Below are 17197 nucleotides of genomic sequence, written 5' to 3'. Positions count from 1 at the left end.
CCTCCCCCCGACACCCCCCACCGAGGAGACGAACCGCCGTGACCATCACCCCGCCCGCCCTGAGCGTCTTCGAGACCCTGGAGTCGGAGGTGCGCAGCTACTGCCGCGGCTGGCCCGCCGTGTTCGACCGCGCGCAGGGCGCCCGCCTCACCGACGAGGACGGCCACACCTACCTGGACTTCTTCGCCGGGGCCGGCTCACTCAACTACGGCCACAACAACCCCGTCCTCAAACGGGCGCTGCTCGACTACCTGGAACGCGACGGCATCACCCACGGCCTCGACATGGCGACGACCGCCAAACGCGCCTTCCTGGAGTCCTTCCAGAACGTGGTGCTGCGGCCCCGTGACCTGCCGTACAAGGTGATGTTCCCCGGGCCGACGGGCACCAACGCCGTGGAGGCCGCGCTGAAGCTGGCCCGCAAGGTGAAGGGCCGCGAGGCGATCGTGTCGTTCACCAACGCCTTCCACGGCATGTCGCTCGGCTCGCTCGCCGTCACCGGCAACGCGTTCAAGCGGGCGGGCGCGGGGATCCCGCTGGTGCACGGCACGCCGATGCCGTTCGACAACTACCTCGACGGCCGCGTGCCGGACTTCCTGTGGTTCGAGCGGCTGCTGGAGGACCAGGGCTCCGGCCTGAACAAGCCGGCCGCCGTGATCGTCGAGACGGTGCAGGGCGAGGGCGGCATCAACGTGGCCCGCCCCGAGTGGCTGCGCGCGCTGCGGGAGCTGTGCGACCGCCAGGACATGCTGCTGATCGTCGACGACATCCAGATGGGCTGCGGCCGCACCGGCGCCTTCTTCTCCTTCGAGGAGGCCGGCATCACCCCGGACATCGTCACGCTGTCCAAGTCCATCAGCGGGTACGGGCTGCCCATGTCGCTCTGCCTCTTCATGCCGGAGCTGGACGTGTGGGGCCCGGGCGAGCACAACGGCACCTTCCGCGGCAACAACCCGGCCTTCGTCACCGCGACCGCCGCGCTGGAGACCTACTGGGCGGACGGCCAGATGGAGAAGCAGACCATCGCGCGCGGCGAGCAGGTCGAGCAGGCGCTGCTGGCGATCTGCGACGAGAACTCCGCGTACGGGGCCCACTACCGGGGCCGCGGTCTCGTGTGGGGCATGGAGTTCGCCGACAAGGCACGGGCCAACGAGGTCTGCCGCCGCGCCTTCGAGCTCGGGCTGCTGCTGGAGACCTCCGGGCCGCGCAGCGAGGTGGTCAAGCTGCTGCCGCCGCTGACCATCACGCCCGACGAACTGGACGAGGGACTGCGCACGCTGGCCCGCGCCGTCCGCGAAACCGCCTGAACCCCGCCCGTACGAAAGGAAGTCGCACCACCGTGATCGTCCGATCGCTGAAGGACATCGAGAACACCGAGCGCCATGTGAAGGCCGCCTCCGGCACCTGGGAGAGCAAGCGCATCGTGCTCGCCAAGGAGAAGGTCGGCTTCTCGCTGCACGAGACCGTCCTGTACGCCGGGACGGAGACGTCGATGTGGTACGCGAACCACATCGAGGCCGTGCTGTGCGTCGAGGGCGAGGCCGAGCTGACCGACCACGAGACGGGCGAGACGCACTGGATCGAGCCGGGCACGATGTACCTGCTCGACGGCCACGAGCGCCACACCCTGCGCCCCAAGACCGACTTCCGGTGCGTGTGCGTCTTCAACCCTCCCGTCACCGGACGGGAGGACCACGACGAGAACGGCGTCTACCCGCTGCTGACCGAGGAGGGCTGAACCTTGACCCTGACCACCACCACCGTGCAGGACCTGTACCCGACCCGTGGCACGTCCGAGGTGATGACGCCCCGCCGCGACCCGGTCGTCTGGGGGCCGGCATCGTCGCCCGAGCTGCAGGCGTACGAGCGGGACGGCTTCCTCGCGGTCGACCGGCTGATCACCGAGGACGAGGTCGCCGTCTACCACGCCGAACTGGAGCGGCTGATCTCCGACCCCGCCGTACGCGCGGACGAGCGCTCGATCATCGAGCCGAAGTCGCAGGCCGTGCGGTCGGTCTTCGAGGTGCACCGGATCAGCGAGGTGTTCGCGAACCTGGTGCGCGACGAGCGCGTCGTCGGCCGGGCCCGCGAGATCCTCGGCTCGGACGTGTACGTCCACCAGTCGCGCATCAACGTGAAGCCGGGCTTCGGCGCGTCGGGGTTCTACTGGCACTCGGACTTCGAGACCTGGCACGCGGAGGACGGGCTGCCGCGGATGCGGACGGTGTCGGTGTCCATCGCGCTGACCGAGAACCACGACACCAACGGCGGCCTGATGATCATGCCGGGGTCGCACCGGACGTTCCTGGGGTGCGCGGGCGCGACGCCGAAGGACAACTACAAGAAGTCGCTCCAGATGCAGGACGCGGGCACGCCGTCGGACGAGGCGCTGACGCAGCTCGCCGACGCGCACGGCATCCGGCTGTTCACCGGCAAGGCTGGGTCGGCGACCTGGTTCGACTGCAACGCCATGCACGGCTCGGGCGACAACATCACGCCGTACCCGCGCAGCAACGTCTTCATCGTCTTCAACAGCGTGGAGAACACGGCGGTGGAGCCGTTCGCCGCACCGGTGCGGCGGCCGGCATTCATCGGGGCGCGCGACTTCACGCCGGTGCGCTGACGCCGCCGCGGGGGTCCGGGGGTCGCCCCCCGGAAGACACCGCATCGGGGCGCGCGACGTCACGCTGTGCGCTGACGCGGGAGGCGCCGGGGCGGGCGGGTGCGGAAGGGGCGGGGCCGGGCATGGCCCCGCCCCCTCGCGTGCGCGTCCGTCGGGCCGGCGCCCCCGGAAGGCGCTGGTCAGGGGGAGAGCGCGTCCAGCGCCCGGTCGACGTCGGCGGCCGTGTTGTAGAGGTGGAAGCCCACGCGCAGGTTGCCGGCCCGGGCTCCCACGACGACGCCCGCGCGGGCCAGCTCGGCCTGCCGTCCGCCGAGACCCGGCACCGCGACGATGACCGAGGCGGCGGCGCCGGGGGCGGCCGGCTCGTGCCCGAGGTCCGCGAGTCCGGCGCGGAAGCGCGCGGCGAGCGCCGTGCCGTGGGCGTGGATCGCCTCGATGCCGATCTCCTCCAGCAGCGCCAGGGAGCGCTCGGCGCCGTAGTAGGCGAGGAAGCTCTGCGGCTCGTCGTAGCGCCGCGCCGACGCCGCGAGCCGCTCGACGGGCCCGTACGTGCTCGTCCACGGGTCCTCGCCCGCGACCCAGCCCGCGTGAACGGGCGCCAGGGACTCCTGGGCCTCCTCGCTCACCGTGAGGAACGACGCGCCGCGGGGGCAGAGCAGGTACTTGTAGCCGCCGGCGACGGTGTAGTGGTACGCACCGGCGTCCAGCGGCAGCCAGCCCGCCGACTGGGAGGCGTCCAGCAGCGTCCGGGCGCCGTGCGCGGCCGCCGCCGCACGCACGGCGGCCAGGTCGGCGACGCGCCCGTCGGCGGACTGGGCGGCGGAGAAGGCGACGAGGGCCGTCCCGGGGCGCACGGCTCCGGCCAGATCCTCCAGCGGCACGAACCGGGTCTTGAGGTCGCCGCGCACGGTGAAGGGCGTGATCACCGAGCTGAAGTCGCCCTCCACGAACAGCACTTCGGCGCCCGGCGGCAGCGAGGCGGCGATCAGCGCCACGTGCACGGTGACCGACCCGCCGAGCGCCACGCGGTCCGGGTGCACCCCGGCGAGCCGGGCGAAGCGCTCACGGGCGGCGGCCACCACCTCGAAGCTGCCCGCCCCGTCGGGCCGCCCGGCCGCGTTCTCCTCGGCGAGGGCCGTGACGGCGTCGACGGTCCGGCGGGGCAGCAGCCCGCAGGCGGAGGTGTTCAGGTACGTCTGCGCGGGCGCGAACTCGGCGCCTCCGAGAGGGGTTTCCATGACCCCACCCTGCGGGCCGCCCGACTCATCGTCAATGGCGTTAATGTGCGGGCGAAACCCTAGCCGGACTTATAGCCGCAGGTCGGCAGCGTGCCCGAGGCTACGCCTCGCAGGTGCCGTCCACGCCGCAGGCGGCGGCCGAGGCCGTTCCCGTGGCGAGGGGCTGCACGGGACGGTCCTGCCAGGCGCGCTCCAGGACCTGGGTGAAGACCTCGGCGGGCTGGCCGCCCGAGACGCCGTAGCGGCGGTCGAGCACGAAGAACGGCACGCCGGTCGCACCGAGCCGGGCCGCTTCCTCCTCGTCGGCGCGTACGTCGTCGGCGTACGCCGTCGCGTCCGCGAGGACACGGCGGACCTCGTCCTCGGCCAGGCCGGCCTCGACGCCGAGCGCGACGAGGGTCGCGGTGTCGTGCACGGACCGCTCCTCCGCGAAGTTGGCGCGGTAGGCCAGGCCGAGTAGTTCGTCCTGGCGGCCGCGGGCCTTCGCGAGGTGCAGGAGGCGGTGCACGTCGAAGGTGTTGCCGGTGGTCCGCCCCACCGGTTCGTACGGCAGTCCCTCGCCGTGCGCGGCGGCGGCGACGTGCTCCTCCATGGCCGTGGCCTCCTCGCGGCTGCGCCCGTACTTCCGCATCAGCGCGTCGATGACGGGCTCGACGTCGCCCTGCGGACGGCGCGGGTCGAGCTCGAAGGAGCGGTGCACGACCTCGACCTCGTCGCGGTGCGCGAAGGCCGCGAGGCCCTGCTCGAAGCGCGCCTTGCCGATGTAGCACCACGGGCAGGCTTGGACCAACGAAGCCATAACCGCTCTGACCTGGGGTTTTGCTGTTCACCTCGGTTCCCCGCTTAACCCACACCTTTGGTGAAGGGGGAGAACCGCCCCATGTTGGCAGCGGTCCGACTTCGGAGATTGGACCAAGACACATGCACCGCGACGACTACCCCACGTTGCGTTCCCTCGGTTTCGAGGACGAAGAACTCAAAGAGCTTGGCCTTTGGGAACCGGCCGTCGGTTCCCCCCCTGATCTCGCGGAAATGTACGTCCGCCGCTCCAAGAAAAAGGACTCTCTTAGCGCACTCCGCGAACAGGTCCGCCGCATGTGTGCACACGCTGTCAGGGAGAGCAAGCGAATTCGGCATGTCTGGTTCGAGCAAAAGAGCGCGAGCAAGAGCTACGTCCGGCGCGAGGAATTCGAGAAAGCGACAGCGGCCGTCACAGAAGTTGGACTTTCGAAAGCGCTCTACGTCTACAAGACTTCCCGACTCTCCCGCCGAGGCATGGGTCAGGTTGGTCTATTGCTCGACACGTTCGAGGAACAAGGCGCGTACATCTTCGTGGTGTCCGAGGGGTTGGACTCTCGAACCTCTCGAACAGTGCTCGCGTTCCTCAGTGAACAGGCCCGCGACCAAGTGAAGGATCTTGGCGATTTCGTGAAGCTGGGAATGGATTCCCACAAAGCAGACGGTAAGTGGACGGGTGGCGTAACGCCCTACGGCCTGCGCGCTGTAAAGGGTGAGGGACGGCTAGAGCGACACCCCGAGGAATACCCGACAGCCCGCCGAATCGCCGAATTCCTGTTGGACCGAAAGACCCCGGCATGGATCGCTGACACTCTCAACGAGGAGGGATTGAAGACACGTCACGGCCGCAACTGGCAGGCAACCGGAATCATCGCGCTTGCTCACGCTGTGACTTGGGCCGGACTCGTCGCACAACGGGAAAGGATGCTCGACAAGAACGGCCAATGGACCGGGAAATACCACCGTGGCGGAACTCCGCTGCTGGACAAGAACGGCATCCCGATTTCCTGCGGTGAGGGCGTGATCACGTTCGCGGAACACGTCAAGATCAAGAGCATTCTTGCAAGCCGAGCCCAAAAGAACGGGCCCGTTGGGAACCGCTCTCGCGGTAAGCGGGAAGTTTCCAATCTTCTTTCGGGAATCATGCATTGCGGTCGATGCAGCGTGAAGGAAGTCAGCAGCGGACCCGCTTACCGCTGTTACGCCCGAACCAACGAGGGGGCGCACGTCTGCGAGGGAGTTTCCATCGGGCGCGAGCGGGCCGACGACGCCGTTACGCAAGCATGGTTCGGGCACATTCTGAGCCTGTCCCCCGAGTCCGCCACGCTGCAAGAAATCGCCCGTGAGTGGCTGGCCTACAAGGACCCGGAAAAGGAAGCTCGTAAGGCGCAGGTGACGGCCGCGCTTGAGTCGGCAGTGGGCCGAGAGATGAAACTCAACAAGGAATTTTTCGTCCTCGGCCGCATGACGGAAGACATGTTCGACAGCATGCGCGTACAGGTAGGCGAACAGATCACAGCACTAAAGGCCGAGTTGGCCGAACTCACACGAGAAGCGGACCTCTCCCCGCTGATGGACCCCGAAGCACTGGCCGCGCTTTGGAACGGGGCCGGTATTGCCGGACAGCGGGCATTGCTCCGGGCCGCGCTGACAGACAAGGGAATCGTCCTCAAACCCTCCCAGGGTCGGGGCTACCGAGTGCCCGCGCATGACCGGCTGGAGTTCCATTGGCGAGAGGCCAGCGACCCGGCATGGGAAGCGGCGTTTGAAGCTGGAGCGAAGCACGCCGAGAGGGCACGCCAGCAGAACGGCTAGTCGGCTACGTAAGCCACTCCGAGAGCCCCAATGGGAACCAACCCCATTGGGGCTCTTTCACGTCCGCAGACGGCCACACAGCGGCTCTCATGGTCACGGCAGCGCCACGCTTGCCGACAACGGCCCCAGCAATGCCGCAGATGGCCGTCTGAGCGCTTCGCGGTTCCTCGCTGGCGGGTCCCTCGGTCGGCCCGCCGATAGAGCGTCAGAGAGCCACAGAGAGAATCCGTAGCCAGGTAATTACACACAGTTACAACATGTCCTCGCCGGCTCGAATCTGACGCTATTTCAGCACCGCTTAACCGGCTCACCTCGGGGCCCTTAACCGGCGCACTCTCTGAACTGTGAAGCCACCGAGGAGAGAACGGAGGGATGCGCGGTGCCACTGACCAACACTCTGACCCTGGAAGCACTCAGCTCCCGAATGGACGCATGGGCCAACGAAACCAGCAAGCGCGGCCGTCTGGTCCGAGCGTTCCGTAAAAACCTCGGTGATTCCCCGGATCTACAGGCCGCCCGGCTCGCACTGCTGATCGAGTACGCGGCGCAGCCTGCCTAGACGTCCTGTCACCTCTCCGAGGAAAACCCCCGCCACGGCGAATGGCGGGGGTTTTCCTTGGTCTACTTTCGCGGACCTTAGCGGACCAACGAGGGACTTCCGCGAACCAACCTCAGATTAGGGAGAAAGAATCAAGATGGCTGATCAGACTTTCGATGGATTGGCGCGGACTAACGAGGGAGATTCGCGGACTAGCGAGGGACTTTCGCGGAACCACTCGGCTGGAATTTCGGCTTTCGAGGACATCAGGTACGCCCTTGAAATCGCGCGTGCTCTTGCGTGGGACGCCCTAGGGTCCGGCCATCCAACAGCGGAAGAGGTCCACAAGTACGTGTCGGATGCCCTGGAAACGGTGAACGCAAAGCTGTTCCGGGTTGCTCGCTGCGCCGGTCCTGACTGCCTAGAGACCGTGCCTGACAAGGGATTTGGTCGTCCGGCCCGTTACTGCTCGCCTCGTTGCAAGGACCGGGCCGCCTATGCACGGAAGCGACAGCGGAAGGGCTGAGCCGTTCTCTCTTCTTCTAGTTTTTTCACCTTGTTATGTAACCAAGTGTCGAGTGTCGATTTTGAGGGTCACATCAGGTCCCTCTATAGAACTCTATAGGCCGACCCAAAACCGCTCTCGGAATCAGCACTCGACACACCAGAGAGGAAAGCGCCGAAATGATGTACGACCAAGTCATACCCGGCCGCTGTCTAGTCTGCGATGCCCCGCTATCCGGCCGACGGGACGTACTTTGCTCTGCCCGCTGTCGAGCCCGTAAGCGCGCGGCCACAGTCACCCGAGAGGCATTCTGGGAAAAGCTGTCCGGCCGAGACTGTGCACACTGCGGGGAGGCTTTCAGCCCTAGGAACACCCGTCAGCGGTTCTGTTCGCCCGACTGCGCCGAGGCAGATAAGCGGGCCGAGGAAGACGCGCGCTGGGATGCCGTCTGCGAACTGGACGGCTGCGAGAACAACGCCGGTTGGGATGGTGCGGGTCGTCCTCGCCGGTACTGCTCGACCGCGCACAAGCAAAAGGCGTATCGGCTCCGTAAGCATGAGGCCGACAACTGACCTAGGAACGTTCCTAGGTCATGACACCCCCGGTCGCCCAAGCCGGGAGTTATCTATTGGAGGTTTTCTTGTCTTTCCATAGCGTCGATGATTGGACCGGTGCCGCTGCGCTGCTAGGCGTCGAATATGACCCATCGTCCATGTCGGCCCGTTCCGCTATCGAGTCGGCCGGATTCATAACACGAGATCTTTCGGCCGAAGCTGAGGCGGAATCACACCGGCTACTCGGCCGCCGCGCCGACTTTCCGCAGCCATACCCCGAAGTCGCTGTGAGGGCGTCTGAGGCCCGTTCGCTGCGTGACGCGCTGGATGACCCTTGGCGTCCCCTGTGGGAGCTGGACAGCGCCGCTGAACGGCTTACGCGGCTCGCTGTGAGGAAGCGTGCCCGCTCGCTGTCAGTGCGTAAGTCGTGGGCCGTCTCGGCTGGTTGGGTCCAGCTTGCCGACGGCGTGAAGCGGTTCAGGGGAACGTGCCGTGAGTGCGGCCACGGCTTTAGTTTGACCCGTCCGGTCGTCTCGTCCCGTCGCTGGCCGCAGATATGCGACGGATGCAAGAAAGAGGCCGAGCGACGCCGTAAGCGTGAATGGGCACGGCGCAACCGAGCGGCTGAAACAAGCGCCGCGTAGACGGTTACATACGTCTATGGGCCGGAGGGGTTAACCGGCCCGCTCCCGAAAGAAACGCGCAGTTAGCTGATAACGCCCCCTGGTGGTCATTGCGACTGCCGGGGGGCGTTCCTTTTGATTGGACAAGTTATGAACGAATTTCTACAGGATGACGCTTGGCACGTCCTTGATCAGTATCGCAATGGCGTGGTGACCGATCCATACACAGCGCTGGACATTCACCGGCTATTCGCGCATGAGCTGATGCTGAACGGCCTAGCGACGCTCGAAGAGTGCCGCGAAACAGAGCGTGCCCTTGTGGTCGCGCTGAACCTAGTAACCAACGGTCGCGCCGCACAGCCGGTTAACACCACACTTTCCAAGGAGGTCTGAAAATGGCCAACGCATTTGCCGTAAGCGATGTAGTCGCTAAGGCGGCTGCTGGGCTGCTAAAGGCTGAGCTAGTTCTAGGTCGTCTCGTTTTCCGTGACGCCGAGGCGGATTTCGTCGGTGGCGTGGGCGACACGGTACGTGTTCGCGTTCCGAAGGTAATCGACGCGCAGCCTTTCACCGGCTCGACTTCCGCTGTAACCACCGCACTGAATGAGCAGACGGTGCAGGTGGAGCTGTCCACTCACGCCATGAACGGTGTGGAGCTGTCCGCTAAGGACGTGACCCTTAACGTCGAGAACTTCACGGCGCAGGTTCTTAACCCACAGGTGGCCGGTGTTGCCAAGCTCGTTGAAAAGACGATCGCTGGCACCATTCAGCCGGTTATCAACGCGGGCACGCTAACGTTTGATCCGGCTAACCCCCGTGACTCGATCACCGAGGCGGGCGAGATTCTCGACACGCGCGAGGTTGACGCTAAGTCCCGTGTCCTAGTTGTGAGCCCGGCTATTAAGCGCGCACTACTAATGGACCCGAACCTTTCGAACGTCGATTCCGCCGGTTCGCCTTCCGCGCTGCGTGACGCAATCGTGGGCCGTCTGCACGGCTTTGATGTCTACATGACGCCGTACCTCACGGGCGCTATTGCAATGAGTAAGGAAGCGTTCGCCGCAGCCATCAAGGCACCGGCTAAGCCGGAATCGGTTACCGGCGCATCCGCGACCGATGAGAACGGCCAGGGCTACGCGATGACGTGGTTTATGGGCTTTGACGTAGAGACCCGACAGGAGCGCTCCATTTGTGAGGCGTTCGTGGGCGCAACGGTTCTAGACGCGCAACGTGCCGTAGGCATCAAGCCTGCCGCTACGGGCGCGTAAGGGGTTGGCTGTGGCTAAGTCTGAGAACACGCCAGAGACGCCACAGGGAACCGCTGTGAGCACTGAGGGCGTCCCCGAGGTGGAATCGGTCCCCGAGGCTGATTCCACCCCGCAGACGGGCACTGAGAGCTTTACTGCGGATGCCGCCCTAGTGGACGAACTAACGGCCAAGCTGGATACCGCTACCGGCGAACTGGAAGCGCTGCGCGCGAGCGTGACGGAACTAGAGGCACGGGCCGTGACCGCTGAAACCGCCCTAGAGCGGGAGCGTGCGGCGCGAAAGCATGGCCTACCTGATGAGCTAGTTGGATTCCTCCGGGGCACTACCGCCGAGGAACTAGACGCCGAGGCCGCCACGCTGGCCAAGTATTCGGCTCGCTCCACCACTGGCCTAGGAACGGGCGGCCTTGATCCAACGGACGGCGGTCTATCCAATGTGGGCGCGCTTGTGCAGCGAACCATTCAGCGAACGCGTACCCGTTAAAGCTGGACTGGGGGTTTGGCCATAGAGCCGCCCTCGGTCCCGCGCCCTCGGCCGTTCGGCTCGCGCTTTACTCGCTGTGAAATAACGCTAGGTAACGGCCGGCTCGGGGTGGGAATTGTCGCGGAAAGTGATGGAACCCCTGGGGGGTACCCCTCGTTAGGTCCGCTTTTTCACCGAGGACGTATAGCAGCTCCGATGATGCCTGCGCAGACCCCAGACCAGTTAACGGGCTGTGATCAGCGCAAACACCCGCACCCTCGGAAAGGGGGCACTATGAGTAACCTAAAGATCAGCGCGGAATTCCGCCGAGCGGTCCTAGCCGAGTTCGAGCTTGAGAACTACGAGATGACCACCCTTGACCGGGCGTGCGCTGTGCTGGATCAAATTCAAGCGCTAGAGGCCGACGTGAATTCGCGCGGTGTGATCGTGCGCGGAATCCGAGGCGGCATCTTCCCGAACCCCTCGTTGAAGGAACTGCGCGCGGCTGAAACCTCGTACCTCGCGCTTATCCGCGCACTCGGCCTACAGGATGCCGACACGCCGGTTAGCCGATCCACTTCGGCCGCTGGCCGCGCAATGGCCCGAGCGCGTCACGGAGTGCGGTAACCATGGCGCGGCGTAAGAGTCAGGCACCGGCAGATTCCGGGCCGTCCGCCGAGGATATGCAGTACGGCCGTCTCGGCGTGCTGTACGGCCTATGTGATGGTGACCCCGAGGCATTCGAGCGAGTGCGGGACCACGACCACACCAAGCCATATCCCGACCCTGACCTAGAGGCTGCGGCACGCGAATTCGCGGAGCGTCACCGGTACATGTGGGCGAACTGGTAATGACCTAGGAACGTTCCTAGGTTCACCCCCGATAGCTCGACCGGCTGTCGGGGGCTTTTTCGTATTCGCGATTCCTAAGTGGTCCGAGGCTCCGCACGCTCCCACAGTTCCTCGCTGTGTTCCGTGAACCGGTCGAACATCCCCCCGTCGCCATGCTTACGCAGATGCAACAGCGGGGAGTCGTGGCCGACGAGACGCGCGAGATGCGGCGTGACAAGTGCCTCGCTGTCGAACCGGAAAACAGACAGGCTTACGTGGTTGATTGCGTCCAGCGGGGCAGAGAATCGCGTTTCCACGTTGGCCAGTGACCCGAGGCGGTCAAGGTGTTCCAGCGTGATGCGGATACGCGTGGAAACGGAAAGTGCTACGTCCTCGATTTCCTCGCGCTGTCGGGTCACCTCTCCGTTCGGGTCACCGAGCAGGAACCGCACTCGGCAGCCTGATTCAGCCTTGCGCCGGATCGTGTCGGCAAAGTGTGGGATCTGAGTCCAGAAGAAATAGTTCGTATAGCCAGCGAGGAACATTTCCCCGCTCGCTGATTCGACCAATTCAGCCCAGACCGTTGACGGGCACGCGGAGCGGTAGGGGTAGCTATGTACTAGCTCCCGGTCGTTTCCTGTCTTAACCCGTTCCTGCACAACCTTTGGCCAAAGCATTTCCTCATCTACTCCCAGTGCTCGGCAGGCGTCCGCTCGATTCCTCGCGTGCGGGGTGAGATCCGCATTGCTTAGCCATCGTTCCACTTGCTTCGGAGATACCCCTACCCGGTATGCAAGCTGACGGGGCGTCAGTTTGGCGTCGTCCATCGCGGACCTAAGCGCTGCGTTCAAGTCAACCCCCTAGCACCGTCCTTTTGGGCTGTCTTCAACCCTAGTGAGCGGAGGGCCCAAGTGTCCCTAGTTCGGCGGGGGAAACGTCCGTGCAGGTGAGTCACGATCAGCGCATGACCGAGCCGAGGAGATACCCGAGCGCACCCGTGGAACTCCCGTTGAGGGAACCCGAGTTGGAACCGACTCCCGTGGACGGGTGCGCCGGTTGCCGAGAGCTGGCCAACGTTCGCGACCGTGCGCGGGCAGGCGGTGACATGACCACCGTGACTGACTGCAATGTCCTCATGGCGCGGCATCCGGACGGCCACGAGTGACCATGGCCCCGGAACGGCCAAAGCCTAGGGCGGGCCGTCGGCCATTCGATCCGCCGAGACCGCCGACGTTGCTCGATTGGCTGCACTCGATTTCTGTTCTCTGCGGGACGTGCGCCGGACACCGCCGCATTTGGTGCCCAGACTGCGCGGGGTTCACCGGTTGCGCGACGTGCCGACAGACGTTCAAGGTGCCTTGCCCACAGTGCGCGGGAGGAAAGTTGGAACCTCTCCGGTGGTGACGCGCTGGCGGCTCGCTGCGTTCGTGCTGGCCGGGTTCCTCGGGTGCTTCCTAGCGGCCGTCCGCTGATCTCCCGTCCCTCCCGTGACCAGCGCGGTAGGGGCTGTTCCTCGGCCCCGTTCGTGCGTCCCACCCCGAGGCGTACGGGCGGGGCCATTTCGGGCATCTATGCAGGTCAGACCCGGTGCGCTAACCTATGGCTCTGTTGGTCCAAGGGCAGGCGATGTCGCTCCAGATCTCGACGCGCATGATCTCTCTTTCTCCGGGCCGCACGGCGGCGGGGTATCGTGCGGAGGCCACCTCCGCCCGGCTCGTCAACGCGGCCGAGGAGCGGCTCATTCCGGCGCGGTGTGCGGTGTGAGCCGGAGCACGCCCCGCCCTCGCATGGACCTCCGTGATGCCCGCTGAGTCGGTGCATGCACGGTATGCGCGCTTCGGCCCGTATGTGAGCCCGCTGGCTTTCCGCTTCGGACACACGGTATAGACGTGCCGCTTCCATCACGTGTTTTCATTGCGGATTTCCATGCGAAGGGCTTCGAGCGGTCTTATGAGATCTCGTCGGGTTTGGGGCACCGCCGCCGCTGTAGCGGCCGGCCTGTCCGGGGTGCTGGTGTTCCAGGGGGTGACCGGCACGGGCGACGCCGGCACCGACGGCGACGCGAAGGGCGGGCCGGTCCCGGCCGACGTGCGCAGCGCCGGGCTGGAGACCAGCGCCGACGGGCGCAGCGCGACGCTGGGACAGCGGGATGCAGAATCGTTCAGCCTTCTCGGTGTGACGTGGACCGACCCCGAGGCCCGTATCAAGGGCAAGGTCCAGGCCCGTACGCGCAGCTCGGAATCCGGCACGTGGGGGCGCTGGGTCACGCTGGACGGCGACAGCGGGCAGGGTGAGTCCGGTGCCGAGCGGGGCGGCACGGAGCCCGCCTGGGTCGGCCCGTCGAACGGTGTCGAGGTGCGGGTCACCGCGGGCGGCGAGCCCGGCGGGAAGCTGCCCGCCGGGCTCCGGCTGCACATGATCGACCCGGGCAAGGGCACCGTGCAGGAGCAGGGCGCGTCGCAGGCGCTGGGCGGCCCCGGGCCGCGGGGCGGAGCGGCCGCCATGGCACCGGCGGCGTTCGCGCTGGAGACCGCGGAGCCGTCTCTCTCCGGTGAGCCCTCGCCCTCCGAACCGGCGCCGTCCGACCCGGCGGCGAGCGAGCCGGCGCCGTCCGAGCCGGCTCCCTCCGAGCCCGCGACCGGCGAGCCGACGCCGTCGCAGCCCGCGCCGTCGCCGAGCAGCGCGTCGCCGTCCCCCTCCGCGTCCGCCTCCACGAGCCCGAGCCCGAGCACCAGCCCGAGCGCGACGACCAGCCTGCCGCCCGCGCCGCCGTCGACGATGCCGCGGCCGGCCGTCACCTCCCGCGCGCAGTGGGGGGCCGACGAGTCGATCAGCCCGGAGGAGCCCGGCTATCTGCCCGGCGGCAAGGTCAAGGCGGTCGTGGTGCACCACACCGCCGAGTCCAACGCGTACACCTGCGCCGACGGCCCGGCCATGGTGCGCGGCATCTACGCGTACCACGTCAAGACGCTGGGCTGGAAGGACATCGGGTACAACTTCCTCGTCGACCGGTGCGGCGTGGTCTACGAGGGCCGCAAGGGCGGCATCGACCGTCCGGTGATGGGCGCCCACGCCTACGGCTTCAACAGCGAGACCACCGGCATCTCCGTCCTCGGCACCTACACCGACGCCGCGCCGCCGCAGGCCGCGATGGCTTCCGTGGCACGGGTCGCCGCCTGGAAGCTCGGCCAGTACGGGGTGGACCCGACCGGCACCACCACCCTCACCGCGGGCGCGGCCGGCACCAACTACTTCGGCAAGTCCTGGGCGAAGGACGCCCGGCTGAGCTTCCCGACGATCCACGGCCACCGCGACGGCTACAACACCCAGTGCCCGGGCAACGCCTTCTACGCACAGCTGCCGACCCTGCGCACCTGGGCGGGCGGCCCGGTCTCCGGCCTGGCGATCACCACGGTCAGCGCCCCGAAGTCCGGCACGACCCACTACACCAGGTCGGCGCTGACGGTGGGCTGGTCGGCGACCACGCCGTCGTCCCTCGTCAAGGGCTATGAGCTGCTGGTCGACGGCAAGCCCGCCGCCGCCGTCGCGGGCAGCGCCACCTCGGCGACGGCGAACCTGGCCGTCGGCACCCACAGCGTCGCCGTCCGCGCCACGCACCAGTCGGGCAGGACCTCGACCAGCGCCGCCGTCACCGTGGTCGCCGAGACCACCGCGCCCACCTTCACCACCAGGCCCACGCTCGCGCTGCGCGCCGGCACCGTGAACACGACGGCCGTCCCGGTCACCCTGTCCTGGAGGGCCGCGGACAACACCGTCCTGAAGAACGTCCGGCTGACCGCTCCGGTCGCCGCCACCTACGCGGCCGGCACCACCAGCGCGGCGACGACCGCCAAGTCCGGTGTGGCCACGGGATGGACCATGACGGCGTACGACCTCGCCGGCAACGCGGGCTCCTCCTCCGCCACCTACACGCCGGTGATCCTCCAGGAGACCTCGGCGGTCAAGTCCGGCACGTGGACGGCCAAGTCGTCCACGAGCTACCTCGGCGGCAAGTCGTACTCCAGCGGCACCAAGGGCGCGTCCCTGACGTGGACCTTCACCGGCCGCTCGGCCTCCTGGGTCGTGTCGCGGGCGTCCACGTCGGGCCAGGCGTACGTCTACGTCGACGGCGTGAAGGTGGCGACGGTCGACCTGAAGTCGAGCACCACGAAGTACCGTGACGCGCTCTGGACCAAGAGCTGGGCCTCCAGCGCCAAGCACACCGTGAAGATCGTCGTGGTGGGCACGTCCGGCCGCCCGACGGTCACCACCGACGGGCTGGTCTACCTCAAGTAATCGCGGTCAGCGCCGGACGACGACGCCGGAGGGCCCTGTGGCCCTCCGGCGTCACTGCGTTCGCCGGCCCTGCGGGGGTCGGCGCCGGCCGCCCTCGGGGCGAGCCGCCCCGGGGCCCGCCACGGCTTCCGCCGCGAGACGGCCGGGTCAGCGCAGCCGCAGGGCGAGGACGAGGTGGTTGCCGTTCCTCGGCCGGCCGGGGTCCGGGACCCAGCCGTGGCGGGCGTAGAAGGACCGGGCGCGCGTGTTGTGCTCGAAGACCTCCAGGCGGGCCGTGGTCACTCCCTCCTCCCGCCATGCCGCCACGCACGCCGCGAGCAGCTCCGTGCCGATGCCGTGGCGCCAGTGGGCGGGCGCGACATGGAGCTGCGTCAGCGTCATGACGCCGTCGGCCGGCCGGAACGCCGCGACGCCCGCCACCTCGCCGTCGCGCTCGGCGCACAGCACGCCGCCGCGCCCGATGGCGGCCGTCCAGGCGGCGCGCGTACGGGCGAGCTCCGCCGGGCCCTCGTAGGCGTCCGGTGGGAGGTGGCCGCGGTAGTAGGTGGCGCGGGCCTCGCGGTGGAGTGCGGCGATGGCGTCGAGGTCGTCGGCGGTGGCGTGGCGGATCATGCAGCGGAGGACGCCGGTGGGCCGCCGGCGGTTGCCGGCCGGCCGAAGGCGGAGCGGTAGGCGCTCGGGGTGAGGCCGGTGCGACGCACCAGGTGCTTCCGCAGCGAGTCGGCGGTGCCGAGACCACAGGCGCGGGCGACCTGATCCATGGGCAGCCGGGTGGTCTCCAGCAGCTCCCTGGCGCGCTCGACGCGCTGATGGAGCAGCCACTGGAGGGGGCTGACACCGCTCTCGGCGTGGAACCGCCGGGTGAGGGTGCGGACGCTGACGCCCGCGTGCCGGGCCAGGTCGGTGAGGGTGAGCGGGCGGTCGAGGTGGCGCATGGCCCAGCCGCGGATGTCGGCGCACGCGACCCCGCGTTCGGGCGGCAGCGGGGTCCGGATGAATTGGGTCTGACCGCCCGGGCGTACGGGTGCCACGAGGGCGAGCCGCCCGACCTCGTTGGCGACGGCCGCGCCGTAGTCGCTGCGGATCAGATGCAGGCACAGATCGATGCCGGCGGCGTAGCCGGAGGACGTCGCGACGTCGCCCTCGTCGACGAACAGGACGTCCTGGCGGAGGTCGATCGCGGGGTACCGCTCGGCGAGCTCACGCGTGTACTGCCAGTACGTGGTGGCCGCGCGGCCGTCCAGCAGTCCGGCCGCGGCGAGGGCGAACGCCCCGGTGCAGATGGCCGCGACACGCCGGCCGGCCGTGGCGGCCCGGCGCAGGGCGTCGAGGATCCGGGGGTCGGGTTCGTACCGGTCGCCGGTGCCGGCGACGACGACGGTGTCCGCCCCGTCCACGGCGTCGAGGCCGTACGGGACGTCGAGGTCCAGGCCGCCCGTGGTGGCGACCGGTCCGGGGTCGGGGGCGCAGATCACCGTCTCGTACCCGGGCCGCCCGTTGATCTCCACCTTGGAGAAGAGCATTTCGGGGATCGCGAGGTTGAACATCGACGCGGGCGGGGCGGCGATCACGGCGACTCGGCGCGGGCGGTGCGTCGCGGGCTGCATGGCCAGATCCTCCGGGTGTATGGCATTCGGGCCACTACT

18 protein-coding genes are annotated in these 17197 nt (G+C 67.6%); 13 read left to right on the top strand and 5 right to left on the bottom strand.

Annotated features, from left to right (window positions below; translation table 11 throughout):
- The first annotated feature begins 38 nt into the window (after positions 1-38).
- The 3 genes from ectB to thpD all read left to right on the top strand — a co-directional run bounded on the left by ectB (position 39) and on the right by thpD (position 2623).
- Positions 39-1307 carry a diaminobutyrate--2-oxoglutarate transaminase gene (ectB, locus tag ACIA79_RS31655; protein WP_399431844.1) on the top strand — a complete coding sequence of 423 codons (1269 nt, stop codon included), beginning with the start codon at positions 39-41 and terminating at the stop codon, positions 1305-1307.
- A gap of 32 nt (positions 1308-1339) precedes the next feature.
- The gene (locus ACIA79_RS31650; protein ID WP_031072530.1) at positions 1340-1738 is read left to right on the top strand and encodes an ectoine synthase; all 399 of its coding nucleotides are present in this window, start codon (positions 1340-1342) and stop codon (positions 1736-1738) included.
- A gap of 63 nt (positions 1739-1801) precedes the next feature.
- Positions 1802-2623 carry an ectoine hydroxylase gene (gene thpD / locus ACIA79_RS31645; protein WP_399431866.1) on the top strand — a complete coding sequence of 274 codons (822 nt, stop codon included), beginning with the start codon at positions 1802-1804 and terminating at the stop codon, positions 2621-2623.
- A 179-nt stretch (positions 2624-2802) separates the two neighbouring features.
- Here thpD and ACIA79_RS31640 read toward each other — a convergent pair whose 3' ends face one another.
- On the bottom strand, positions 2803-3861 hold the full coding sequence (locus ACIA79_RS31640; RefSeq protein WP_399431843.1) for an aminotransferase class V-fold PLP-dependent enzyme: 1059 nt from the start codon (positions 3859-3861) through the stop codon (positions 2803-2805).
- A 100-nt stretch (positions 3862-3961) separates the two neighbouring features.
- Positions 3962-4660 (bottom strand): DsbA family oxidoreductase, encoded by a 699-nt coding sequence (locus tag ACIA79_RS31635; protein ID WP_399431841.1) that lies wholly within the window; start codon positions 4658-4660, stop codon positions 3962-3964.
- Between the two features lie 122 nt (positions 4661-4782).
- Here ACIA79_RS31635 and ACIA79_RS31630 point away from each other — a divergent pair, with 122 nt between their 5' ends.
- The 7 genes from ACIA79_RS31630 to ACIA79_RS31600 all read left to right on the top strand — a co-directional run bounded on the left by ACIA79_RS31630 (position 4783) and on the right by ACIA79_RS31600 (position 11052).
- The gene (locus tag ACIA79_RS31630) at positions 4783-6474 is read left to right on the top strand and encodes a recombinase family protein (protein ID WP_399431840.1); all 1692 of its coding nucleotides are present in this window, start codon (positions 4783-4785) and stop codon (positions 6472-6474) included.
- Positions 6475-6853: 379 nt separating this feature from the next.
- Positions 6854-7033: a hypothetical protein gene (locus ACIA79_RS31625; protein ID WP_399431839.1), complete on the top strand. Its 180-nt coding sequence runs from the start codon at positions 6854-6856 to the stop codon at positions 7031-7033.
- 136 nt (positions 7034-7169) lie between these two features.
- On the top strand, positions 7170-7538 hold the full coding sequence (locus ACIA79_RS31620; RefSeq protein WP_399431838.1) for a CGNR zinc finger domain-containing protein: 369 nt from the start codon (positions 7170-7172) through the stop codon (positions 7536-7538).
- 1306 nt (positions 7539-8844) lie between these two features.
- Entirely contained in the window at positions 8845-9087 is a 243-nt protein-coding gene (locus ACIA79_RS31615; protein ID WP_399431837.1) for a hypothetical protein, read from the top strand.
- 2 nt (positions 9088-9089) lie between these two features.
- The gene (locus ACIA79_RS31610) at positions 9090-9962 is read left to right on the top strand and encodes a P22 phage major capsid protein family protein (RefSeq protein ID WP_399431836.1); all 873 of its coding nucleotides are present in this window, start codon (positions 9090-9092) and stop codon (positions 9960-9962) included.
- A 10-nt stretch (positions 9963-9972) separates the two neighbouring features.
- Entirely contained in the window at positions 9973-10446 is a 474-nt protein-coding gene (locus tag ACIA79_RS31605; protein WP_399431835.1) for a hypothetical protein, read from the top strand.
- 195 nt (positions 10447-10641) lie between these two features.
- Positions 10642-11052 carry a P27 family phage terminase small subunit gene (locus ACIA79_RS31600; protein WP_399431834.1) on the top strand — a complete coding sequence of 137 codons (411 nt, stop codon included), beginning with the start codon at positions 10642-10644 and terminating at the stop codon, positions 11050-11052.
- A 298-nt stretch (positions 11053-11350) separates the two neighbouring features.
- Here ACIA79_RS31600 and ACIA79_RS31595 read toward each other — a convergent pair whose 3' ends face one another.
- The gene (locus ACIA79_RS31595; protein WP_399431865.1) at positions 11351-11932 is read right to left on the bottom strand and encodes an XRE family transcriptional regulator; all 582 of its coding nucleotides are present in this window, start codon (positions 11930-11932) and stop codon (positions 11351-11353) included.
- 287 nt (positions 11933-12219) lie between these two features.
- Between ACIA79_RS31595 and ACIA79_RS31590 the strand changes: the two genes are divergently transcribed.
- The 3 genes from ACIA79_RS31590 to ACIA79_RS31580 all read left to right on the top strand — a co-directional run bounded on the left by ACIA79_RS31590 (position 12220) and on the right by ACIA79_RS31580 (position 15551).
- The gene (locus ACIA79_RS31590; protein WP_399431833.1) at positions 12220-12420 is read left to right on the top strand and encodes a hypothetical protein; all 201 of its coding nucleotides are present in this window, start codon (positions 12220-12222) and stop codon (positions 12418-12420) included.
- A gap of 461 nt (positions 12421-12881) precedes the next feature.
- Complete coding sequence (locus ACIA79_RS31585; RefSeq protein ID WP_399431832.1) at positions 12882-13019, top strand: hypothetical protein; 138 nt, start codon at positions 12882-12884, stop codon at positions 13017-13019.
- A gap of 186 nt (positions 13020-13205) precedes the next feature.
- Positions 13206-15551 carry a peptidoglycan recognition protein gene (locus ACIA79_RS31580; RefSeq protein ID WP_399431830.1) on the top strand — a complete coding sequence of 782 codons (2346 nt, stop codon included), beginning with the start codon at positions 13206-13208 and terminating at the stop codon, positions 15549-15551.
- Between the two features lie 147 nt (positions 15552-15698).
- On the opposite strand, the gene ACIA79_RS31575 is transcribed toward ACIA79_RS31580, so the two are convergent.
- On the bottom strand, positions 15699-16163 hold the full coding sequence (locus ACIA79_RS31575) for a GNAT family N-acetyltransferase (protein ID WP_399431829.1): 465 nt from the start codon (positions 16161-16163) through the stop codon (positions 15699-15701).
- A complete protein-coding gene (locus tag ACIA79_RS31570) occupies positions 16160-17158 on the bottom strand; it encodes a GlxA family transcriptional regulator (protein ID WP_399431828.1) in 999 nt (332 codons plus the stop codon). Before ACIA79_RS31570 ends, ACIA79_RS31575 begins: the two co-directional genes overlap by 4 nt.
- Positions 17159-17197 lie beyond the last annotated feature (39 nt).

It is taken from the genome of Streptomyces sp. NPDC051310 (assembly GCF_044455245.1).
In the GTDB taxonomy this organism is placed as follows: domain Bacteria; phylum Actinomycetota; class Actinomycetes; order Streptomycetales; family Streptomycetaceae; genus Streptomyces.
The sequence above is the reverse complement of the archived record's forward strand: the minus strand, read 5'-3'. Positions and strand labels throughout refer to the sequence as shown.